A 21051-nucleotide genomic window follows, 5' to 3' on the forward strand; every position below is an offset into this window, starting at 1 on the left:
TCTATTATTTTTAGTTTAATATTTAAAAATTATAAATAAAATTAAAAACTCCTTCTTAATTTATATTAAGCTTAAAATTTTATCATAAGCAAAAAATATAGAGTAGAATCTATTTCTATAGACTCTACTCTAAACATATATTTTATTAAAATTATTTTAAAAAGTTAGTTCTTTTATATTATAAAATTAATTCATAAGCAAAATAACTTTATATTTTTCCATTTATTATACGTTAAATAAATAGAACATTACTCCACTAAAACCTTCATCTTCAAATAATACATGAACACCATATAATCCTGATGATAAATCCTTGGTGTTTATTGTAAATTCATCTTTAGCATCTTGTTCTAGAATTGTATTTCCATTTTTATCAACAACTCTAATAGTTTTAGCTACATTTTTTCCTTCTCTATTATATACTTTTGAGTCACCTATAACTTTACCATTAGAAGGCTTTAACTCTCCTGCTGCAATAAATTGCTCTTGTGCATTTAATGTATTAAGCTTCTTTAATTTTGATAAAGGTCTTAAGTCTTTAACTTCATTATAATCCATATTTAAAGTTTCTAAATTTTTAGCATTTTCTAAGCCTGATAAATCCTCAACTCCGCTTAATGTTAATGTAGTTAAACTATACATGTCCCCTAAGGTTATATCTCCAGTTTTATTTAATTGATTTTGAATTGACTTAAGCAAATATTTATCTGGTATATTAATAACAGCATTTAAATCTACTTTTACTAAAGAATCCATTGCCTTATTTAACTCTTCAAGGGCAGAATTTATTGTCTCTTTATCCTTAGAAAGTAAGGCTTCTTCTCCCTTTGATATTGCATTTTTTAAAGCTTCAAAACTTTCTTCTGTGTAATTATTTAAGTCTAATTTTTTAGCCTCTTCTAGTGCCTTATTTAACTCTGTTGTATCATACTCTGCTAAATTTCTAAACTTAGCATCTGCCCAGTCTGCATGATCCCAAGTGTTTCCATTATCAGCTACATCTACTACTAATTTAATCTCTTTAGAGTTTCTTACATCTACAACTAAACGTTTCTTTGGAGTATCAATTCTCATTACATCTGTTTCAGCCTTTAATTCTCCATCAACATATACTTTAAACTTAACACTAGAAACTTTTTTGTCTGCAACATGTCTATCAATACCTACCCAAGTGTCAAAAATATCATACCCTTCTGAATTATAAACTATTTCTGAATATGAGTGAGTTCCTATTCCTTTAGCAAAGGTTTGAACAGAATTATCTTCATTTAATAATCTTATTTGATTTCCACTTACTGCTCTATCTTTTCTTACAGAACCTGAGCCTATAGTTGCAGATTTCCAATTTAAATCAGATAATTGAGTTTCTTTATCTGTAACTGCTATAGTTCTTGAACATTCAGAAGTTAATCCATCACTATCTGTTACTGAGTACACAACTTTAAATATTCCTGACTTTCCTTCAACAAAGTCTGAAGATTTTATTTGTATTTTAGAAGTTATATTTCCATCTTCAATATCTGTTGCAGTTATTCCTTTCATTAAATCTACTTTTTCATCCATATTATAAGCTAAATTTTCACCTTTAATTATTGGTTTTGAAGATAAAGTAGCTAATTTAGCATCTCCAAAGCTTGCATGATCTGAACTATCTCCATCTCCAGCATCATTTACTATTAATTTTAGCTCCTTAGCGTTTTTTACATCCACCTTAACATATTTTTGAGGTGTTGTACTTCTCATTACTCCACTATTAAACTTTTCTTCTCCGTCAACTAAAACTTTAAAAATAACTGAAGAGGCTGGTCTAGATGACATTGCTTTATCAACACCTACATAAGATTCAAAGTAGTCATAATCTTTTCCTTCTAAATCATATACATACTCCGCATTTGAATGAAGACCTAATCCCTTATTATAGTCAACAAAGTCTCCATCTCTTGTAAGACCTATTACTCCTCCACTTATGCTCTTATCTTTTCTAACAGTTCCCCATCCATTTGAAGATTGTTTAGGAGTTAAATCACTCATATACTCTTTTCTACTTACAACATTAACCTTAGAAGTTTTAGTGTATTCATTTCCTTTAGAATCTTCTAAACTATATAAAACTTCATATTCTCCAACTTTAGAAGTATTTACATTACTTGATTTAACTTTTACAGATTCACTTAGAGAATTACCTTTTATGTCCTTAGCTACAATATATTCTTCTTCATTAAACTCCTCACCTAAAGCTAGTGTAATCACTGGGTTTACAGATAAAGTTGGTTGCAATGCATTTACCTCTATTGGATTTAAGGTATTTAACTTTCTATCATATGGTGTTACTACATATACACCATCCTCATCTAAATTAGATTTAGTATCAACAAAGCTATCATTAGAAGTAAATCCTACATACTTTCCATCTCTGCGTATTTCATATCCAAGTATATTATCTTTATTTTCATCATCTACTGAGAATGAAAGTTTTATATTACCATTTGAACCACTTGTACTTACAGATACCTTTGCATTATCCGTAAATCCATCACCTTTATAATTCATTGCTAAATCATTTAAGTAATAGATCTTTTTATCAGGCTTTGGATACTTAGCTAAATCCTCCTTAACCTTATCATCAACACGAATACCATGTCTTGCAAAGAACTCAGTTAAATCTAACTCCATAGCATCTGACGCTGCCACAACCCAAGATTTATATATATCTTCTCTATTTTTATTTCCAAAATCTCTTTCTCTAAACTGTCTTTCAAACTTTCCATAGAAAGTATTATCATATAAATATAATTGCCATAATGGCGCTAACTGAGCTAAATGAGTACTATCAGCCTTATTATATAACTCATTATTAGAATAATCATCTAAGCCAACTTTAGGGTAAGTATTGTTTTCCCATATGTTTTGGTCAGTTATTCTTGTTTTAGTTTTATATTTAGACTCAAAGAATAATGGCATCATATTATTTGTTACTTCTACTATGGTTCTTCCGCCTGTATCAAAGTTATGTCCAAGTTCATGAGCAACACCCCATCCTTTATTAGCTGCAAGTATTGCATCCTGATTTCCAGGTCTTATACCTATAACACCATTTCCAGCATTCATGAATGCTCCACCACTAAGGTTTTTAACCATAGGCATTATTCTAAAATTAAAATCTGAATTAACATCTTTTGAGTTATCAAATCCCCAGAATCCCATAGCATCAGCTATATATTGATCCCATTGCTCCGCTGTGTACTTTGGAGTTTTGTTGTTTTTCTTATACCAATCTAAAGCATAGGTAGCTTGTACAAATTCTAATGACTTGTTAGAACTTACTGCAAAAATATTTGGAGTAGTCTTAGGTTCTGCTTTAATTTTTTCAACATAGGCTTCTAACTCTTTCATTACTTCATTTTCATCTGATTTTCCTAGAATAAATACAGGATATTTGCTTGCACCTTCTATTCTTACCTTTGGTGCTCTCTTTTGACTATCACTTTTGTAATTAGTGAAGAATAAATCTCCCCCTTGAATAACATCCTTAGGTATTCCATTAGATTCATAATTTATTTCTGGTATAGTTATTTCATTTTTACCAGGCTTTAATTGGAAGCTTGTTGCTCCACCATGTTGAGTTAAAGATTGTTTATATAATAATGTTGGAGTAGGATCACCTTCTACTACATCCACATATACAGTTATTTTATCTCCAGCTCTAGCAGATAGTCCCGTTATTTGCCAGTCTTGGAAATTCCATACCTTTCTCTTTTTAGCTTCACTTATAGAATCTCCTCTCATTTCTAATTCAAGTACATCCTCTTTTCTTGGATTAGAAATTAATGATTCCGCTAATTCTATAGTTTCGTTAAAGTCATTATATAATGGATGATTTTTAGCTTTTTCTTTAAAGGCATTTATTTTTTCTAAACTATTAAACTCTTCACTAAGTTCACTCATAGTACCATCTGTGAAAAGCTTAGGTATTGAAGAATAAACTTCATCTGGTTTATAAAACATTAATTCATTTAAAGTTGCAGAATTTTGCTTAGACTTCTTAAATTTAAACTTAACTCTTTTAAATTCTGTAGGCTCAAATTTAGCTTCCACTAATCCCTTAGTAGCTTCATGAGCCCCTGTAGCAACTAACTTATATGTATCCCCTTTACTTGTTCTAGAAGCATATATATAAACCTCTTCAGCAAAGCCCTTTAAGTCACTTTGTCTAGAACCATAAACTATTCTGTCTAAAGTTACTAAATCATTAAACTCAACCTCAACTTCATTGTTAAATGAAGAACTATTTAATGTTCCTGTTTCCCAATAAGTATTTACATCATTATCAATAGCTTTTTCAATATTTTGAGCAGAATAATGTCTTCCATTATTTTTTATTGATTTTATGTTTGTATAAGGCATTCTATATTGATTATTATAATCATCATTAAGATTATATGTTATTTGTCCTAAAGTTGCCTTAGTAGGATTCTCAGAAGTTTCTGTTAAAATAGCTCTAGCATTATTTAGTCCTTCCTTGTATAAATCATACATTGGATGATCTTTTAATTCATTCTCAAAAGCATTTAATTTCTCTAATGTATTAAATTCCTCAGATACTTTATTCATACTAGAATCTGTAAATAATCCATTAAACTTTTCATTTAATTTATCTTCTTTATAAAACATAAATTCTGCTGCTGAAGCCCAATTCTGGTCAGCCTTTTTAAATTTAAACTTTAATCTTTTAAAATCAGTTGGATTAAACTTTATTTCAACTAAATCCCTAGTTGATTCTGTATATTCTCCAATGCTTACTAAATTAAAATCATCTCCCTCATCTTTAAGAGAAGCATATATTTCAAATTCTTTTGCAAAGCCTTTTCCCCTTGCAGAGTCTCTTCTTGCAGAATATACAATTCTATCTATATTAGTTATTTCATTAAATGTAACTACTACTTCGTTTGTGAAATTTGAATCATTAGGTTTTCCTGTTTCCCAATGAGTTTCTAGATTGCCATCTATGGCTTTATCAATAGTGGAACTATTATACTTTCCACCATTATTAGTTATGGATTTTATATTTGATCTGCTAATTTGAAATTCTTGATTATAAGCGTCTAATTTATCACTATTATATAAATCAAACTTACTTACCCTTGCTTGATGTGATTCATCATCATGACTAACTTCTACCTTAGAATTGTTTTTAGTGTTTAATTCCTGTGCTAAAACATCAATTGTTGTAGCAGAAAGATTTGTAATCATCGTAGCTAAAATTATAGCTGCTATTTTTCTCTTATTCATTTTTTCTCTCCTCCTGATTGACTTTTCCCTCAGAAGTGCATTTCTACTTACAATTTAATATAAGCTTGTACAAAATAAATTTTAAATTTTTAACCTACACCCTCCTCCTTAATTAATATAAAACAAAAAGCTTAATGCACTCTTTGGCAACTGGCTGACATAGTTATAAACCTTAGTCCCTATAGCTTTGCGTCATTAGATTTCTCTAATTTTGCCCATTTTTTTAAAGTTATAATATCATAATTTCTTTTAATTTTATAGTCTTTATAATAAATTTAATATAAATAAGCATTTTTTTTAATAATTTATCCAAAAACTTAATAGATTTATAATCCACTAAAATTTTATAAACAAAAAACCTATAAGATAGTCTTTTAAATGGACCACCCTATAGGCTCTTTAACACTTAGTTTTTTAAAACTATTCTTTATAAAATTTTAAAGTTTTATTTATATGTCCTTTTTCTCTCTTCTTCCGATTAAAGTCCAGTATAATACAAGTGCTACTAAAGATATAACTGCTAATACTATTAAAACATTACTATATTGTATAGCTACTAAATCACTGAAAAGTCCAGTAAAGTTCTTTCCTAAATACTTAGTTTCCATAAATATTGCTACATATGTTATTCCTATTGAAGTAGCTATATTTAAACAGAAATTATAGAAACCAATAGCAGTTCCTGTTTTTTCCTTAGGTATTGTTCTTGTTAATGTATCAATCATAGGTGCATACATTAAAGCAAAAGAACTTGAGAATAGTATCATTACAAAAATAAATACTAAAACTGATGTTTTTACAAATAAAGCTCCTATAATAAGACTCACTATTATACCTACTATAGCCATTTGAATACATTGCTTACTTCCTATTTTCTTAGAAACCTTTCCTGATAAAGCTCCTACAGTAGCAGCTAAAACATATGAAGGAACTAAAAGTAATGAAATTTGGTCTAATCTATAATTGTATATAGATTCAACTAAGAATGGGAACATAAATATAAATGCAAGTTGTACACTGTATATAACAAAGGCTACAAGTAATACTGATATAAAGTTTCTATTTGTGAAAAACTTAATGCTTATAAAAGCATTTTCATTTTTACTTATGTATATAAGGAATAATGCAAGTGCAACTATAAATCCTATTAAAACTCCCCATTGGAATCCTGAAACAAAGATCATTAATGTTGCTGCAACTGTTGCAACTAATATAAATCCTATATAATCCACATTACCAGCTTTATTCTTTTCCTTAGGAATATATTTTAATATAAAAGGTAATATTACTAAAGTTAATAATGGAATTAAAAATAGTACTTGCCAACTTAAGTATGTTGATATGTATCCTCCAGTAATTGTACCAATTACTTGTGAAATAGCATAACTACTTGTACTAAATCCTAAGTATTTTTTATGTTCACTCTCTTTAAAATACTTTGCTATAAATATTACATATAATGTTTCTGCACTTCCTAATCCAGCTGACTGAATTATTCTTGAAATAACAATAATTAAAAATGATTTCTGAAAAATAAATCCTAATAGTGAACCAACACATATTAATATAATTCCTAGTACCAATAAGGTTCTAACACTTATTGAATCAGATAAAGAAGCGTATACAACTGCTCCAATACCAATAACTAATCCAGCTAAAGTTACTTGCCAACTAACAGCAGTAGCTGATATGTTAAAAGCTTTAGCCAAATCTGGTGAAATAATTTTAAATGAGTTGTCAATAACTAAAGCAAAAATCATTAAAGCTAATACAGCTGGTACCGCTTTTTTTATTTTTACTTCTTCAACATTTTCTAAAGTATTAAGTGAAATGTCCATTTTAAATCCTCTCTTTTCTTTTTCATTTGTGCTTCTTAAATAATAGCTTACTAATAATCATTATAAACTTGTCTACTCTTTTTACTTCATCCTCCCTCAATAATCGTTTACAGAACATACTAAAATCAACTTGTTTAGCAGTAAGTAAACTTGTCTAAGTTTTGCTTATTTTTTAGACAAGTTAATACTATCATATCTTTATTTCAATTTCAATACCCTTTATAAAGCTTTATTTTATCCCTTATTTTTATATTTTGTCCTATAATATATATAATTTACCTTATTTTAACTTGTATATTTTTATCACCTCTACTTAAAAATAATTCTCTATTAATTCAAATAAATAGAAATTTATGATATACTATTTCTGTTAAAGGTTGTATATAATATAAATTTTATAAATAAGTAAGGTGTTAAGATGAAACTCACTACAAAAGATACTAAAACTTCAAAAAAATTGCTCTATACATCTGTATATGATAAGTTATATAAAATGATTATTGATGGGGAATACCCTTTAAATTCAAAATTACCCTCTGAGCCTGAACTTGCAAAAAGCTTTGGGGTTAGCCGAATGACTTTGCGTCAAGCACTTGCTTTACTACAAGATGACGGTTTAGTAAAAAATATAAGAGGTAAAGGGAATTTTATAATATCTCCAGAAAAATGTGCTAAAAGAGATTTCTTAGAGTTAATAGGAAATCCTATATACAAGTGTCATACTGAAAAAATTCAAGATATTGAATTTGTATTCCGCTTAGAACTTGATAGTGATTATACTAAACAGGTTTTAGAAAAGGATTCCACAGCAGTGGTTGCTTGTGAACGTTATTATAAAAGCAAAAATAAAGTTTTAGCCTACGCTTTTACCTTTATATCTGTTGAAACCGTAAAAGAACTTAAAATAGATTTAAATAATGAAAGTGAGCTACTAGACTTTCTTGAACATAAATCCTATGAAATATCAGAAAGTTCTATATTAGAAATAAAGCATTCCTCTGCTGGTAACTCCTTAAATCCAAAATATAAGCTTGTTGGAGGAAATCAATGCGATTTAGTCTTAGAAACATTATATGCTAATGATTATTCCCCTCCTATATTATTTAACAAATACTATATCCCATCTCAATATAGTACTTTTAAAATTAAAGCAAGAAAAAAAGAATAATTTAAACTTTTAAAAATATTTCTACATAAAAAAAACAGCAATAATATTTTAAATATTATTGCTGTTTTCATTTCTCATTACATTGTACTATATAAACTAAACAAATTTAATTCTTTTATTTATATAATTAATCCAACAATAGTTGCTGTTAACATACTTACTAATGTTGCACCATATAGTAGTTTAAGTCCGAAACGTGCAACCACATTTCCTTGTTCTTGGTTAAGCCCCTTTACTGCTCCTGAAATAATTCCAATTGATGAGAAGTTTGCAAAAGAAATTAAAAATACTGAAACAATACCAATTGATCTTGCTGATAAATTTAAAGTTCCACTTGATAATAAATTCATTGCAACAAACTCATTAGATACTAGCTTTGTTGCCATTACGCTGGCAGCTTGTATTGACTCATTTAAAGGTACACCCATTAAGAATGCAAAAGGTGAGAATACATATCCTAGTATCTCTTGGAAGCTCATTCCAAAGATTGATCTAAAGATCATGTTTATTACAGCAATGATTGCTACAAATCCAACTAACATAGCTGCTACTATAACTGCTACCTTAAATCCATCTAAGATATATTCACCAAGTACTTCAAAGAAAGTTTGTTTCTTTTCATCCTCAACTACTAAAATATCCTCTTCTGCTGATACAGAGTATGGATTTATAACTGATGCTATAATGAATCCACCAAATAAATTAAGAACAATTGCTGTTACAACATATCTAGGCTGTAATAAAACCATGTAAGAACCAACTATAGACATAGATACTGTTGACATTGCTGATGCACATAAAGTATATAATCTATGTTTAGGTAATAAACCAAGTTCTTTTTTTACAGAAATAAATACTTCTGATTGACCAAGTATAGCTGATGCTACAGCATTGTAAGACTCTAATTTACCCATGCCATTAATTTTACTTAAAACTAAGCCTATGTATTTAATTACAAAAGGAAGTATTTTTAAGTATTGTAAAATACCAATTAAGGCAGAAATAAAGATTATTGGTAAAAGAACACTAATAAAGAATGAAAATTGATCATTATTAACTAGTCCACCAAATACAAAGTTTACTCCATCTCCAGCACAATCTAGAAGAACCTGAAACCCATTTGCTATACTTCCAACTAAATAATTTCCTACTTGAGTATTTAAAAGTATAAATCCTAATACGAATTGTAAAATAAGCATTAAAAATACAGGTTTATATTTTATATTCTTCTTATCACTACTTCCAATCCACGCAAGTGCTAAAATAACAATTAATCCTACAACTCCAATAATATATTTCATTTTCTCCTCCTTGTTATATACCATAAGTTTAATATTATTATCTTTTGCATATGGTACAATAAATACACTTTTAGTAGATTGTTTTTAATATTTCCCAAAAAAATCCTTATTCAGTTTTATTTTTTAAAAAAATATTAATTCGTACATCTTTTCGACACATTTATAAACATTTCAATTATAAATTTCTTTTAAATATATGTAAAGACTTAATAATATTTAAATTAAAAGAAGAATCAAAAATTATTTTGATTTATGCCATATGAATACGTTTCGAACATCCAAATACGAATTTTTATACATTAAAAAGAATTTTACAAAAAAATATTCAACCTTAACTTAAACTTTAATTAAAAAGTTAAGGTTGAACATAATAAATAAAGTGTATTATTTATGAGAATTAATATAAAATGCCCTTTGTATAGAATTAAATTCTTCGCAAATTTGAGATATTTCTTTTATATTGAGAACCTTTTTAGGTTTTATATCTATTCCTTGCTCAATAGATATTGCTATTTTTTCCAATACAAGTAATAATTGGGCTAATTCCTCATCACATAAACTTAAACATTTCTTAGCCTCACAATACTTAGAAAGTAAATAACTAATATGCTCTAAGGAAAAGAATACAGGCCACAGCATTTCAAGCATTTCCTCATTACGAGGAACTTCCCCTAAGGCAGTGTTATAGGCCACCTTAAGATTCATTAAGTCTACACCCATTTTTTCTTTCATATCTTTTATCTTTTTATTGTTAATTTCTTTATCATTAGTTGATAGAAGAACTAATAAATTCTTTTGACTATGTATTAACTTTACTATTAAATCCTTTAATCTACTAGAAGCTGAGCGTCGTCCAAAAATATAAATACCTATTAAACCTATTAAAGAACCTACCACTATATCAGTAATACGTGCTGTTGCAAAATAAGTAATATTATGTATTTGTGTTGAAGTCTCTGCTATAAGTAAAGCATTTGGCGTAATAAACATTACTGCTATGGCATAATTTTTTACAATAAAAAGCTCTGTTAAAGCTGTTAAAATCATATTAATTATAACTATTATAAAACCATTTGGATTTGTTTTTAAAATAATAGTAGCTATTATTACTCCAATAATTGTACCAAAGGATCTTTGAATTGATTTATGAAAGGTTGATATAATAGTTGAACCTGACATGACAGCAGCACAGGATAAAGGTATCCAGTAGGGCCTTGAAAAAGGAAAACTAAAGGCTATTATAGCTGATATAGAAAGAATAAATCCATATCTAATCGCATTAATAAATACTATTGAATCTTTATTACACGCTCTTTTAACCTTACTCATTAATGAAGTTTTTGAAATTTTAATGCTTCTTCCAATGTATGTTAATGGCAAATTAATGATAGCTTCAGTATCATAAATTATTTGTAAAAACTTATTATAATCCATATCTAAGTTTTCATAAGAATCTATCTTAAGCTTGTCTCCATCCTTAAGGTCAATTGCCATAGCTAACCTTCTTATCATATTACTAAATTCTTTTGGCAACTTCTTATTTTTGTTAACATGCAACTCAAGCATTTCTAAAAATAATTTATTACCCTCTTCATTTAAAAGGTATAATCTATTAAATAAGAATGAATTCTTCCATGGAATATATCCAGTTAAAAGGATTTCCTCTGCTTCCCTTAAAGCATTTACAGTTTTATTTCTTATATCATTAATATCTTCATTTCCAATAGCTTCACTAAAATCTGCTAAGGTTAAATAAAGTCTTTTAATAACTTTTATTTCAGGATCATGTGGATTTAAAAAATATCCCTTCATGCTCATTAACCATGCGAAAAGCCCTCCCATAAGCACAACAAAAAATCTTATAAATGCTTCTGACTGATTAACAGGCATTCCTGTTGACACTAAAAAACTTAATACAAAGAACATTGAAGAAGGTCCTGGTATTTTTAAAACACCAAATATAAAAATTGCAATTCCTCCAATTAAACCTACCATTAATATAATAAGTATTGGATAGGGAGCTAATAAAGTTCCTAAGGCAACTGACAAGCTAATACCAAGGGCTGCAAAAAATATTTTTTTACCACGCTGAGCATAAGGCTCATTTATAACATATAAATATGAAAAACTTCCTATTCCACCTAATAACCCCAAAGGAATTTTTCCTATTAAAACTCCTATAAGCACTGGAAATCCTGCACAGATTCCAGCATTTATTGCTTTTTGCCAAGGAAAAGGAGTTTTATTAATCTTAAATAATTGCTTTATTATAGTTTTATCCATGTACACTCCTTTTTTAATTTATATTTTCCATTAAACTTAAGTTTCTTAATCTAAGTTATTCATCATTTTCTCTAAAACACTATTAAAAATCTCTAATTCTTCTTTATTAATATTACTTATAGCCTCTACCTCTATATTCTTAGCTTCTTCAAACCATTTAGGAAACATTTCATAAGACTTTTCTGTTAAATTTATAATTCTTTCACGCTTATCCTTTCCCTCAGTTCTAATAACTAATCCCATTTCCTCCATTCTACTTAAGGTTCTAGTAATTGTTGGAGCCTCTACTCCAAGATATTGGCTTAGTTCAATTTGAGTACACTGTTTTTTTTCATGTAAATATAATATAATACCCCACTGTGATGAATATAGCCCAAGAGGAGCAATCTTCTCATTTAATTTCTTAGTAAAATTTCTAGCTAGTTGATTCACTTTATGCCCATATAAATTCAATTTTATTCCTCCTTTCATTTAATTACCTAAGTAATAATTACCTAGGTAATTATATCATCTTAATTTATAACAATCAAATTTCCATAAAAAAACACATGAATATATTTATATAACATATTCATGTTGTTATAAAAAATTATACTTTAAATAATATTACAGTCTGCTTCTTTAATAAATTGTGTATTTATATAATACTAAACTATTTGTGACTTTAGCTTAATATGCATTCTGGCATAGTTACATATGTTAAAATTTTTTTCTTCTAACTATTTTCCTCCCCTTTAGTTGTCTTATTGATAAATTATACATTTATATAATCTTCTATAGACTCTAAAAGAATCTCCTCTGGGTAAAGAGCCATAACTGAATCATCTTCTATAAGCTTATAAAATCTTGTAGAATAAGTAATTACAAGTTTACTATTTGGAAGAGTAATTCTTAAGATCTCCCCATAACAATTAGGCTTTCCTCCACTAGGTTCCCCTATTATTTTTGCATTAGTACTATTTTTAAAGGTATAAGCATTTAAAAGGGCTGAAGAAAAAGTTTCTCTTCCTATTAGAACTTTTAAATTTTCCTTTTTATTTATCTTTTCACTGTTCTTTAAATAATCTATTAAAGGAGTAAAAAGTGTTGAATCTCCTCCTAAGTTATTTCTTAAATCTACAGTTACCCTTTCTATGTTTTCCTTCTCAATTAGGCATATTATATTTTCAATCTTTTTCCCTATGCTTTCCTCTCCCTGTTCCCTACAGCTATTATATTTTATGTATAACTCTCCACTCTCCAAAACTTCAAACCAAAGATTAGAAAAATCATTTTTAGCATACATAGGAAGTCGTTTATTTGTATAAACTAAATCCTCAAAGGAACAGGTTGAAACTTCATATTCTCCCTCATCTAAGGTTATTTTTACTTTGTCCATGGTATCAATTATTAAAAGCCCATATAAAACCTCTGCTATTTGCATATATTTCATGCTTTGAGCCTTAAAGAAATACTCATTTTCAAAGGAAATAATATTAGAAAGTTCCTCTAAAACCTCTTCTATCTTCATATCACCAAGGGCTAAAACCTTCTTAAATAAGAGCTTTTCATATCCTTTGCATGTATTTATAATATATACCCCATCATTAAAATAATAAAACTTTAATGGAATAAACCTTTTAGCAGGAAATATAAGTGAAGTATGAGCATCCCTTAAAGAAGCCACAACCCTTGATATTTCAACCTTCACCTCCTCATAATCTAACTCATTAACCATGTTTTTTAAATTCTCTATCTTTTCATTAAAACTTTCTTCCTCTGTATAAGCAAATAGATTTTTATGCCTTTTCTTAAGCTCTTCTTTTAAATATTCAATATCCTCTACCCACTTTTTCTCCCATGTATTTTCCATAAGCTCTCCTTTGCAGATAATATTAAAATACTAGTCCTATAAATAAAATTATTTTTTCAAATATATATAGATTATTTTAAATTTACCTTTAACTCTTTATTTATCTCTTAATCTCTTTAAGACTACTTCTCTTTCTAAATCCTCTAAGACACAATCTATGTCTCCTTTTAAAAATATCTATTGTAAACTATTTATATTTTAACACATTAATAAGTTGATTAAAGGTTTACTTTTGGATAAAATATTAAGGTACGATACAAAACATTAAGATTAAGTTTATAAGATACTAATGAGGAGGATATTTTTCTATGGACGTACTTGTATATGTGGCTATCAGTGTTGGTGTACTATCTGGAGTTTGGGCATGGATGGCAGCAGTATTTGGAATGGTAAGTTGGACTGGCTTTGTTGGTTGGACTAGTTATTATTCCTCAGGTGGAATGGCTAAAGGACTTTTTAGATCTCTTTTCTCAAATGCAACAGGAATTATTTACGCCCTGCTTATTATAAAAGGATCATCTATTTTCCCAAATGAATATTGGTCTTATTTTTTAACAGCCTTTTTTTCTTTTATGATGGTAATACAAGCCAAGCTTAAAAAATTCGAATTTATCTCTGGAGCATTCTGTGGTTGCTTCTCAACCTTTGGATTAAACGGAAACTGGCAAGCTGTAGTACCAGCACTACTTTGTGGAAACGTATTAGGATATATATCTCAAAAGATAGGAATCTACTGTCATAAAGTATTTAGTAAGATTTAAATAAAAAAACCCACGATAGAAATATCGTGGGTTTTTATGGTGGAGACGAAGCGCTACATTTAAAATCAATTATAAACTAAAAATTTTAGGTGAATCAAGATAAATTCCAGCAGGATTTCCCCACGAATCTTTTTTACCTTCTTTAAAATAATTATATATTTCTAAAAGAAATTTTTCATCTTTGCTAATATCCACTCTTTTCTCTAACGCCTTATCTACTACTTCAATACTAGTTAATGTTAATATATTTTCTTCTTCTATAGAATAACAATATCCTAAACTGCTTGCACTTTCCCTAGTTACATCATACAAAAACCTAAATACATTTTCACTATTTAATATTTTTGATACATAAAATTTCAAGTCTATATCAAAGTCCTTAAGTATATGATATAAGCTCCATATATTATGTCTACAATAATACTCTTTATATATATCAATATTATTATCATATATATATTTAGCAATCTGTTTACGAATTTCATCTAATTTATTTCTTCTATTCGTTATAATATAATCGGAATTTTTTCCGTTATTACCCATATAATTATAGATACAACTTATAAATTTTATACTTTTAAAATCATTTTTAAATCGTTGTATAAAAAAATCAAATTCTATTTCGTCTATACTTAATAATAACTCTGATATAGTTATTAAAACTTTTTCTCTGGCACTTGAATAAAAAAACTGTGGTATATCCTGTATTATTTCTATTCCTTCTAATAATGCTATAGAAAAATTAAGAAATACTCTTTTATCTATCTCATCTAAATATAAGTATAAGGTATCTACAAATACTTTCTCTCCACCATTAGGTATATTACTAAATGATGATTTTAGTAATTCTAATATATTTTCTACGCTATTACTATTATTAAGTAATTTAATAAACATTTCCACTAGCTCATTAATTACTATAAATTCATTTTTAGTATGTGTAAAATATAATTCGAAAAATTTAGCACTACAAATACTTCTCCTTTTTATAATTTTTGCATATTCATCATCATTATGAATTATCACCCCTCCATTATATTCTAAATCTTCATTACGATTGTATTTATTCACATAAGGGAAAATTTCTGCTAGCACATTCAAATACCTTTTATTTTCACTTCTTGAAAATAAACTTTTAAAATATTTTTTTCCTTCTTCATTAAACTTAGATTTATCTAGAAGTATAAATAATTCTTTATCAAAAACTTTATCATGAGATATAAAGTACTTCTTATTCTCCAATATAGATTCATATAGCTCTCTATTATTTATTTTTATTAATTCCATTATCAATATTTCATTTATATTTAAATATCTCTTACTCTTATAGTGAAAGCTTAAAACTGAGTTTATGAATCTCTTAAAATCTCTTATATCAAAAATCACTTCATTAAGCAACTTATTTAAATTTTCATATTTCCTTAAAGTTTTAGTATCTTCACCATACATAATTAAAAGTCTAGTTGTACACACATTTATAACTCTTGATTTTACATCTGAATCAATTTCAGGTACTTTTACTTGAAGCTGTACTATCTTTTTTAAATAATCATAATCAATGGTCAAATCATTTTCCATAATCTTTTTTATTTGTTCATTATCAAATGATAATATGTACGTAACATACTCTAAATCTAATATATTATTAACAAGTTTAAATAATAAGGTTATATTTTCTTTCTCTATTCTATCTATGTTATCTATTATAAAAACAACTCTTTTATTATTAACTTCTAGATATTTATTAATCATTGCTTTTATCTTCTTTACTTGTTTTAGATTATCTGTATTATATATACCTAATGCTTTAATTTTCTTTTTATTGCTGTCATTAAACAAAGCATTATATAAATTGTCTACAATTTCCTTTGACCTAGATATACTATATTTTATACCAGATTCACTTAATAATATATCAAACATACCTCTAAACATACTTCCTTGGTCGTTATATGACCATGGATCAAAATCATCAATTACAATAATATCTTCATTTTTCTCTCTTATAGTCTTTTTTAATATATTTAATATAGTTGTTTTTCCACTTCCCCATCTTCCCTCTAAACTTATTACAAATTTTCGCTTAGGGCTATACTGTGTTATTGTATTGTATAAATCTTCAATAATAATGCCTCTATTTAGTAAATCATAATCTATATCTTCCTCATTTATAAATACGAGCTCATTAATATCATCAATATTTCCATTGTATAAATCTTTCAACGTATATACTCTAGATATATTATCATTAGTGTTATTTGCTTCTTTTAGTTGATTTAATCGATAAATTATCATAAATATGCAAGCTAAAAAGAATGTTAATCCTATGTATCCTCTGTAATTAAACACATTTCCCATTAGATAAGAAATAATTATATATATAATATCTGCGCTCATTGAGCATATTATAATGGCATCTAAGTCATTTACTATTTTTATTTTCAAAGAACTAAACACATGAATCTCAAATAAATTTACTATAATAAATAATATCCCCAAAAATAATAGATACTTATTGAAACTAGATGATATAACTTCGGTTGGTAAATTATAACAATCTATCACTAGCAATGTCATTGATATTATTAGTGAATATTTTATTATGCTAGTAATATTGTATAGATTTTTAAATTCTTCCCAATACTTTTTCATAACTCCTCCCATAATCATTATTTTAATTTGTTTATCTTTAGACTAGCATTTATTGCATTAGTTTTTTACTGTATTTATAAATATAAATTAAGTAATATATAATTATATTTTTTATTATTACCTTGCAAAAATTGAAAATTATATCTTTATTCATATTACAAACTCTCTATAACTATATGTTCTTAAACAATATATTGATAAAATCATTTATTTTCGTTTAATTTATTTAACATATTATACCGTACAAACAAAAAACTCATATCTCTTTGATATGAGTTTTCATGGATTTATGGTAGAGGCGATAAACTATCTTTAAAATCCATAATTATTTATTAATAACTTATTCCTTTATATATAAATAAAATTAGAATAAATTACTTGATATAACAATGGATTTATAGTGTTAGCCAATTCTGAATAATACTTGAATTTATTGTTATCTTCCCCTTTAATACATGCAATAGAAATAATTGTATATATAGCTACTATATCCTCTTTAATTTTAGAACTCATTACACTTATAGTATTATTAATAAAACTTTCTGTCAAATTAGCTATTTTAATAATTATATCAAATTCATGTTCTTGAAGTAATTCTAATAATATGTAATACACTTCTTCTAAAGCTTTATTTATAGATACATCATCCATGTTTCTTAATATATTCAATGTACTAATTATTCTATTATAATAATCAAATACATTTTCCTTATTTAAAATAATCATATATTTATAAGTAAAAATTATAAGTTCATAATTTATATATTCATTTTTACTTAATGCTTCTAATATCATTTTTTCTATTTTACTAAATATGTTAAGTGATTTTTCTTTTTCATTATTATAGAAATATACCACTCCTTTATTGAAATATGCATTTATCATTGTATTGACTTCAATAAATTTATCATCATTTATCATCTGATTCAATATATTTATCGCATTTTCAGAATCATTTATAACCTTTTCCAAAATATTACTCTCTTTTTCATAATACTTTAAATATATACTTCCTCTATTAACATATAGTTTTGCCAAAAAATATTCGTCTTTTAATTCTATATTAATTTTATTATAATATTCTAAAGCAATATTTATACTTTCTATTGCTTTATTATAGTTATCTATTCTTCTATACGCCCTTGCTTTACTTACATATGCTATAGATAAGTTTTTTAAATTGTTATCATTATTAATATCTATCTTATATTCATCAATAAACATTTTATACATATATATTGCTTTTTCAGCATCTATCCTTAAATATGTGTTAGCTTTATTTAAAATATTTCCTAAATAATCCTCTTTATATTTCACATCATTTTTACTTAGTTCTTTATATAGTTTTATAGCCTTATCATAATTATATATAGATATATTTGTATTAATATATCTATATATTTTACCCAATTCTGAATAACACATTGCTAATTTTATCTTTTGCTCTTCAGTATCTTTAAATTTAATTAAACTATTAACTGATATAACATAGTCTTCCAACGCTTTACTTTGTTTATTTATATATGTATATGATAATGCTCTCATCATATATAAATCTATTAGAACTTTATTATTAATAAAATATTTCAAATTATTGCTTTCATTATTCAGAGTATCAAACTTATATCGTAAACTATTAATTAATTCAATTACTTCAGAACATAATTCAATAAAGATCTCCACTTCATCATAATTATTTAAATTAAATTTCACATTACTAATTAATTTAAATAAATTTTCTATAAATCTTATATTTATATATCTTTCTTGATTAATATCAGCAAGCCTTGCATAATACCTAATATTTTTCACAAAAAAAACTTCAGTACATTTTATATAATATTCTTCATTAAATTCGGCGTTTAAAATATCATCAAAATAATTATTAATGATCTTATTTACATTAGTCCTAAATTTATTCAATATAGTATCTTTTATCTCTTCATTACTTATTGAATAAACATTTCCACATTTGAATCTTTCTACTACTAAAAAGCCTTTAATATCATATAACATAGGAATAATTTCAAAACTAGGGTTACTTTCACCTAATAGTTCACTTATTTGATTTATTGATATAGGTTGATATGCGATAGATATTATAGAAAAGATATCTATAAGTTTATTATAAAATTTTTCCCCATACTGTTCCTCAAGTATCTTAAAGAAACTTTCTATGAAATCATTACTATTAATATTACTTATATTTACATTTACATTATTACTATTAATTATTTGACATATGACATTTAAATATAAGAATCTATAATCACTATATTCTAAAATTTTATCTAATTCATCCTCATCAGAACTTTTTAAATCTTTAAGTTTCTTTTTTATATATTTCTTTAATATATTTTTATAGTCATCATTATCTATTCTATAGAAACTTTTTTTATCTATAAATTTAATTTTATCTAATTTACTAATTAATACTTTATTGCTAATAATCTCTTCATTAGTTCTGCAAGTTAATAATATAAACACCCCTTCATCAAGCATGCTGTTATCTGGAATTAAATCTAATAAGTAATGTCCATTACTTTTAATATTTTCATCAATTCCATCTACTATAAATAAAATTTTATTCTTATTATAATATCGTTCGTGAATTTTTCTATAATAATTTAATGCTTTAGCCACATCTTCTTTGCTTTCAATACCGAATATCTTTGTTCCTTTAAGCTTATCATTCTTTGATTTATCATATGTAAATATATCATTAATTTCTCTTTCAAAATTATCTATACTAGAACCATAAGTATCATTTATATAATATGCTCTAATACTAACGCCATATTTATCTAAACTTTTTTGTTTATACTCTCCTATTTGATCTATAGAATTTACAAAAATAGATTTTCCCATACCACGTTCTGCTTGTAATAATATTAATCCCTTTTTATTATCATTTATAAAAATTGACTCTATCCACGTATTTATATATTGTGGCGGTTCAAATCCGCTAGTTTTTTCTATCTGATTTAATATCTCCAATTCTGATTCAAGATAAATATCATCATTCATTAAACTATTTAACTTACTAAATAGTTCTGTACTACTATAAACTTTATATAATTTGTTTATATATTCATCTTTTAAATTTATCTTATTTCCAATAATATAATTCAATAAACTTGTCTTTTCTTTTTTATAAATATAACTATCAAAAAAGTAAATTCCTTCATTAATTATTTGAATAAATGGATATAATCTATAATCATTACTTTCATACCTAGCATATATCTCATCCCCCTTGACATTTTCAATTTTTCTAGCTCTTTTATCTCCTATAAGCGACTCATATCCATCATTATTATTAATAACAAAGAGTTCAATATCAGTGTATATATTTTTGAAGTTAATTAGATATTCTTTTATTATATCTAAATTTCTTTTTATTTCATTATGAAAGACATCATCATTTAAAGCCAAAGCTCCATGCCCTATATTATCATTTCTCCATTTAACAATTTGATTTTTATTTATAACATTAATTATTTCTAATATAATATTTAAAACCTTATCATTTTTACATAAGCTATCACTTTTAATTTTAGTTGCTATTTCTAACCAATCCCCCATTGACAATGGTTTTATTAAAACTTGTCCTAATAATTTATTTTCTAAATCTGATTTTTCTATTTTATTATTAATCTCAGCTACTACTAATAATACGGGCAGCTTCAATAATACTTCGTACATATCTTTAATTTGAAGAAATGCTCCATATATTTTATTACATTCTATCAAGTCTAATAGACGCTTATACTCATGTGCTATAATAGCTGGATATTTTTCTATGATTTCATTATCATAATATTTGTTTACATCAATAAAATTATCCATAACTTTTCCTTTCATTCCAATTAGTTCAATAATATAAATTATATTACATAATATAACT

At 26.2% G+C, this 21051-nt stretch carries 10 protein-coding genes and 1 riboswitch; of the genes, 2 read left to right on the forward strand and 8 right to left on the reverse strand.

Translation table 11 applies throughout. The features are described 5' to 3' along the window. Positions 1 to 225 precede the first annotated feature (225 nt). Complete coding sequence (locus GOM42_RS07530; RefSeq protein ID WP_110077131.1) at positions 226 to 5289, reverse strand: NPCBM/NEW2 domain-containing protein; 5064 nt, start codon at positions 5287 to 5289, stop codon at positions 226 to 228. A gap of 142 nt (positions 5290 to 5431) precedes the next feature. After that, positions 5432 to 5515, reverse strand: a riboswitch (cyclic di-GMP riboswitch). Positions 5516 to 5738: 223 nt separating this feature from the next. Continuing rightward, positions 5739 to 7127, reverse strand: a complete 1389-nt coding sequence (locus GOM42_RS07535) for an MFS transporter (RefSeq protein WP_003477900.1) — start codon at positions 7125 to 7127, stop codon at positions 5739 to 5741. Between the two features lie 418 nt (positions 7128 to 7545). Here GOM42_RS07535 and GOM42_RS07540 point away from each other — a divergent pair, with 418 nt between their 5' ends. Next, positions 7546 to 8295 carry a GntR family transcriptional regulator gene (locus tag GOM42_RS07540; RefSeq protein ID WP_003465816.1) on the forward strand — a complete coding sequence of 250 codons (750 nt, stop codon included), beginning with the start codon at positions 7546 to 7548 and terminating at the stop codon, positions 8293 to 8295. Positions 8296 to 8414: 119 nt separating this feature from the next. On the opposite strand, the gene GOM42_RS07545 is transcribed toward GOM42_RS07540, so the two are convergent. From GOM42_RS07545 to GOM42_RS07560, 4 genes are all read right to left on the reverse strand, one after another. Beyond that, positions 8415 to 9596 (reverse strand): nucleoside transporter C-terminal domain-containing protein, encoded by a 1182-nt coding sequence (locus tag GOM42_RS07545; protein ID WP_003456667.1) that lies wholly within the window; start codon positions 9594 to 9596, stop codon positions 8415 to 8417. 384 nt (positions 9597 to 9980) lie between these two features. Next, the gene (locus GOM42_RS07550) at positions 9981 to 11879 is read right to left on the reverse strand and encodes an FUSC family protein (protein ID WP_110077132.1); all 1899 of its coding nucleotides are present in this window, start codon (positions 11877 to 11879) and stop codon (positions 9981 to 9983) included. 45 nt (positions 11880 to 11924) lie between these two features. Beyond that, positions 11925 to 12332, reverse strand: coding sequence for a MarR family transcriptional regulator (locus GOM42_RS07555; protein ID WP_004456063.1), 408 nt, complete (start codon positions 12330 to 12332; stop codon positions 11925 to 11927). A 301-nt stretch (positions 12333 to 12633) separates the two neighbouring features. Continuing rightward, complete coding sequence (locus tag GOM42_RS07560; RefSeq protein ID WP_110077133.1) at positions 12634 to 13731, reverse strand: S41 family peptidase; 1098 nt, start codon at positions 13729 to 13731, stop codon at positions 12634 to 12636. Positions 13732 to 14039: 308 nt separating this feature from the next. Here GOM42_RS07560 and GOM42_RS07565 point away from each other — a divergent pair, with 308 nt between their 5' ends. Further along, on the forward strand, positions 14040 to 14492 hold the full coding sequence (locus GOM42_RS07565; RefSeq protein ID WP_110077134.1) for a DUF1097 domain-containing protein: 453 nt from the start codon (positions 14040 to 14042) through the stop codon (positions 14490 to 14492). Between the two features lie 69 nt (positions 14493 to 14561). On the opposite strand, the gene GOM42_RS07570 is transcribed toward GOM42_RS07565, so the two are convergent. Next, positions 14562 to 17144, reverse strand: a complete 2583-nt coding sequence (locus tag GOM42_RS07570) for a P-loop NTPase fold protein (protein WP_158524430.1) — start codon at positions 17142 to 17144, stop codon at positions 14562 to 14564. Positions 17145 to 17492: 348 nt separating this feature from the next. Next, positions 17493 to 20993: a hypothetical protein gene (locus tag GOM42_RS07575; protein WP_110077136.1), complete on the reverse strand. Its 3501-nt coding sequence runs from the start codon at positions 20991 to 20993 to the stop codon at positions 17493 to 17495. Positions 20994 to 21051: the final 58 nt, after the last annotated feature.

The sequence above is a fragment of the Clostridium sp. 16K-1-R1 genome (assembly GCF_023921145.1).
GTDB classification, from domain to species: Bacteria; Bacillota; Clostridia; order Clostridiales; family Clostridiaceae; genus Sarcina; species Sarcina perfringens.

Bases quoted from the DNA above. Each gene is read 5' to 3' on its own strand.
- GOM42_RS07530 (WP_110077131.1), bottom strand. From the start codon at position 5,289: ATGAATAAGAGAAAAATAGCAGCTATAATTTTAGCTACGATGATTACA.
- GOM42_RS07535 (WP_003477900.1), bottom strand. From the start codon at position 7,127: ATGGACATTTCACTTAATACTTTAGAAAATGTTGAAGAAGTAAAAATA.
- GOM42_RS07540 (WP_003465816.1), top strand. From the start codon at position 7,546: ATGAAACTCACTACAAAAGATACTAAAACTTCAAAAAAATTGCTCTAT.
- GOM42_RS07545 (WP_003456667.1), bottom strand. From the start codon at position 9,596: ATGAAATATATTATTGGAGTTGTAGGATTAATTGTTATTTTAGCACTT.
- GOM42_RS07550 (WP_110077132.1), bottom strand. From the start codon at position 11,879: ATGGATAAAACTATAATAAAGCAATTATTTAAGATTAATAAAACTCCT.
- GOM42_RS07560 (WP_110077133.1), bottom strand. From the start codon at position 13,731: ATGGAAAATACATGGGAGAAAAAGTGGGTAGAGGATATTGAATATTTA.
- GOM42_RS07565 (WP_110077134.1), top strand. From the start codon at position 14,040: ATGGACGTACTTGTATATGTGGCTATCAGTGTTGGTGTACTATCTGGA.
- GOM42_RS07570 (WP_158524430.1), bottom strand. From the start codon at position 17,144: ATGAAAAAGTATTGGGAAGAATTTAAAAATCTATACAATATTACTAGC.
- GOM42_RS07575 (WP_110077136.1), bottom strand. From the start codon at position 20,993: ATGGATAATTTTATTGATGTAAACAAATATTATGATAATGAAATCATA.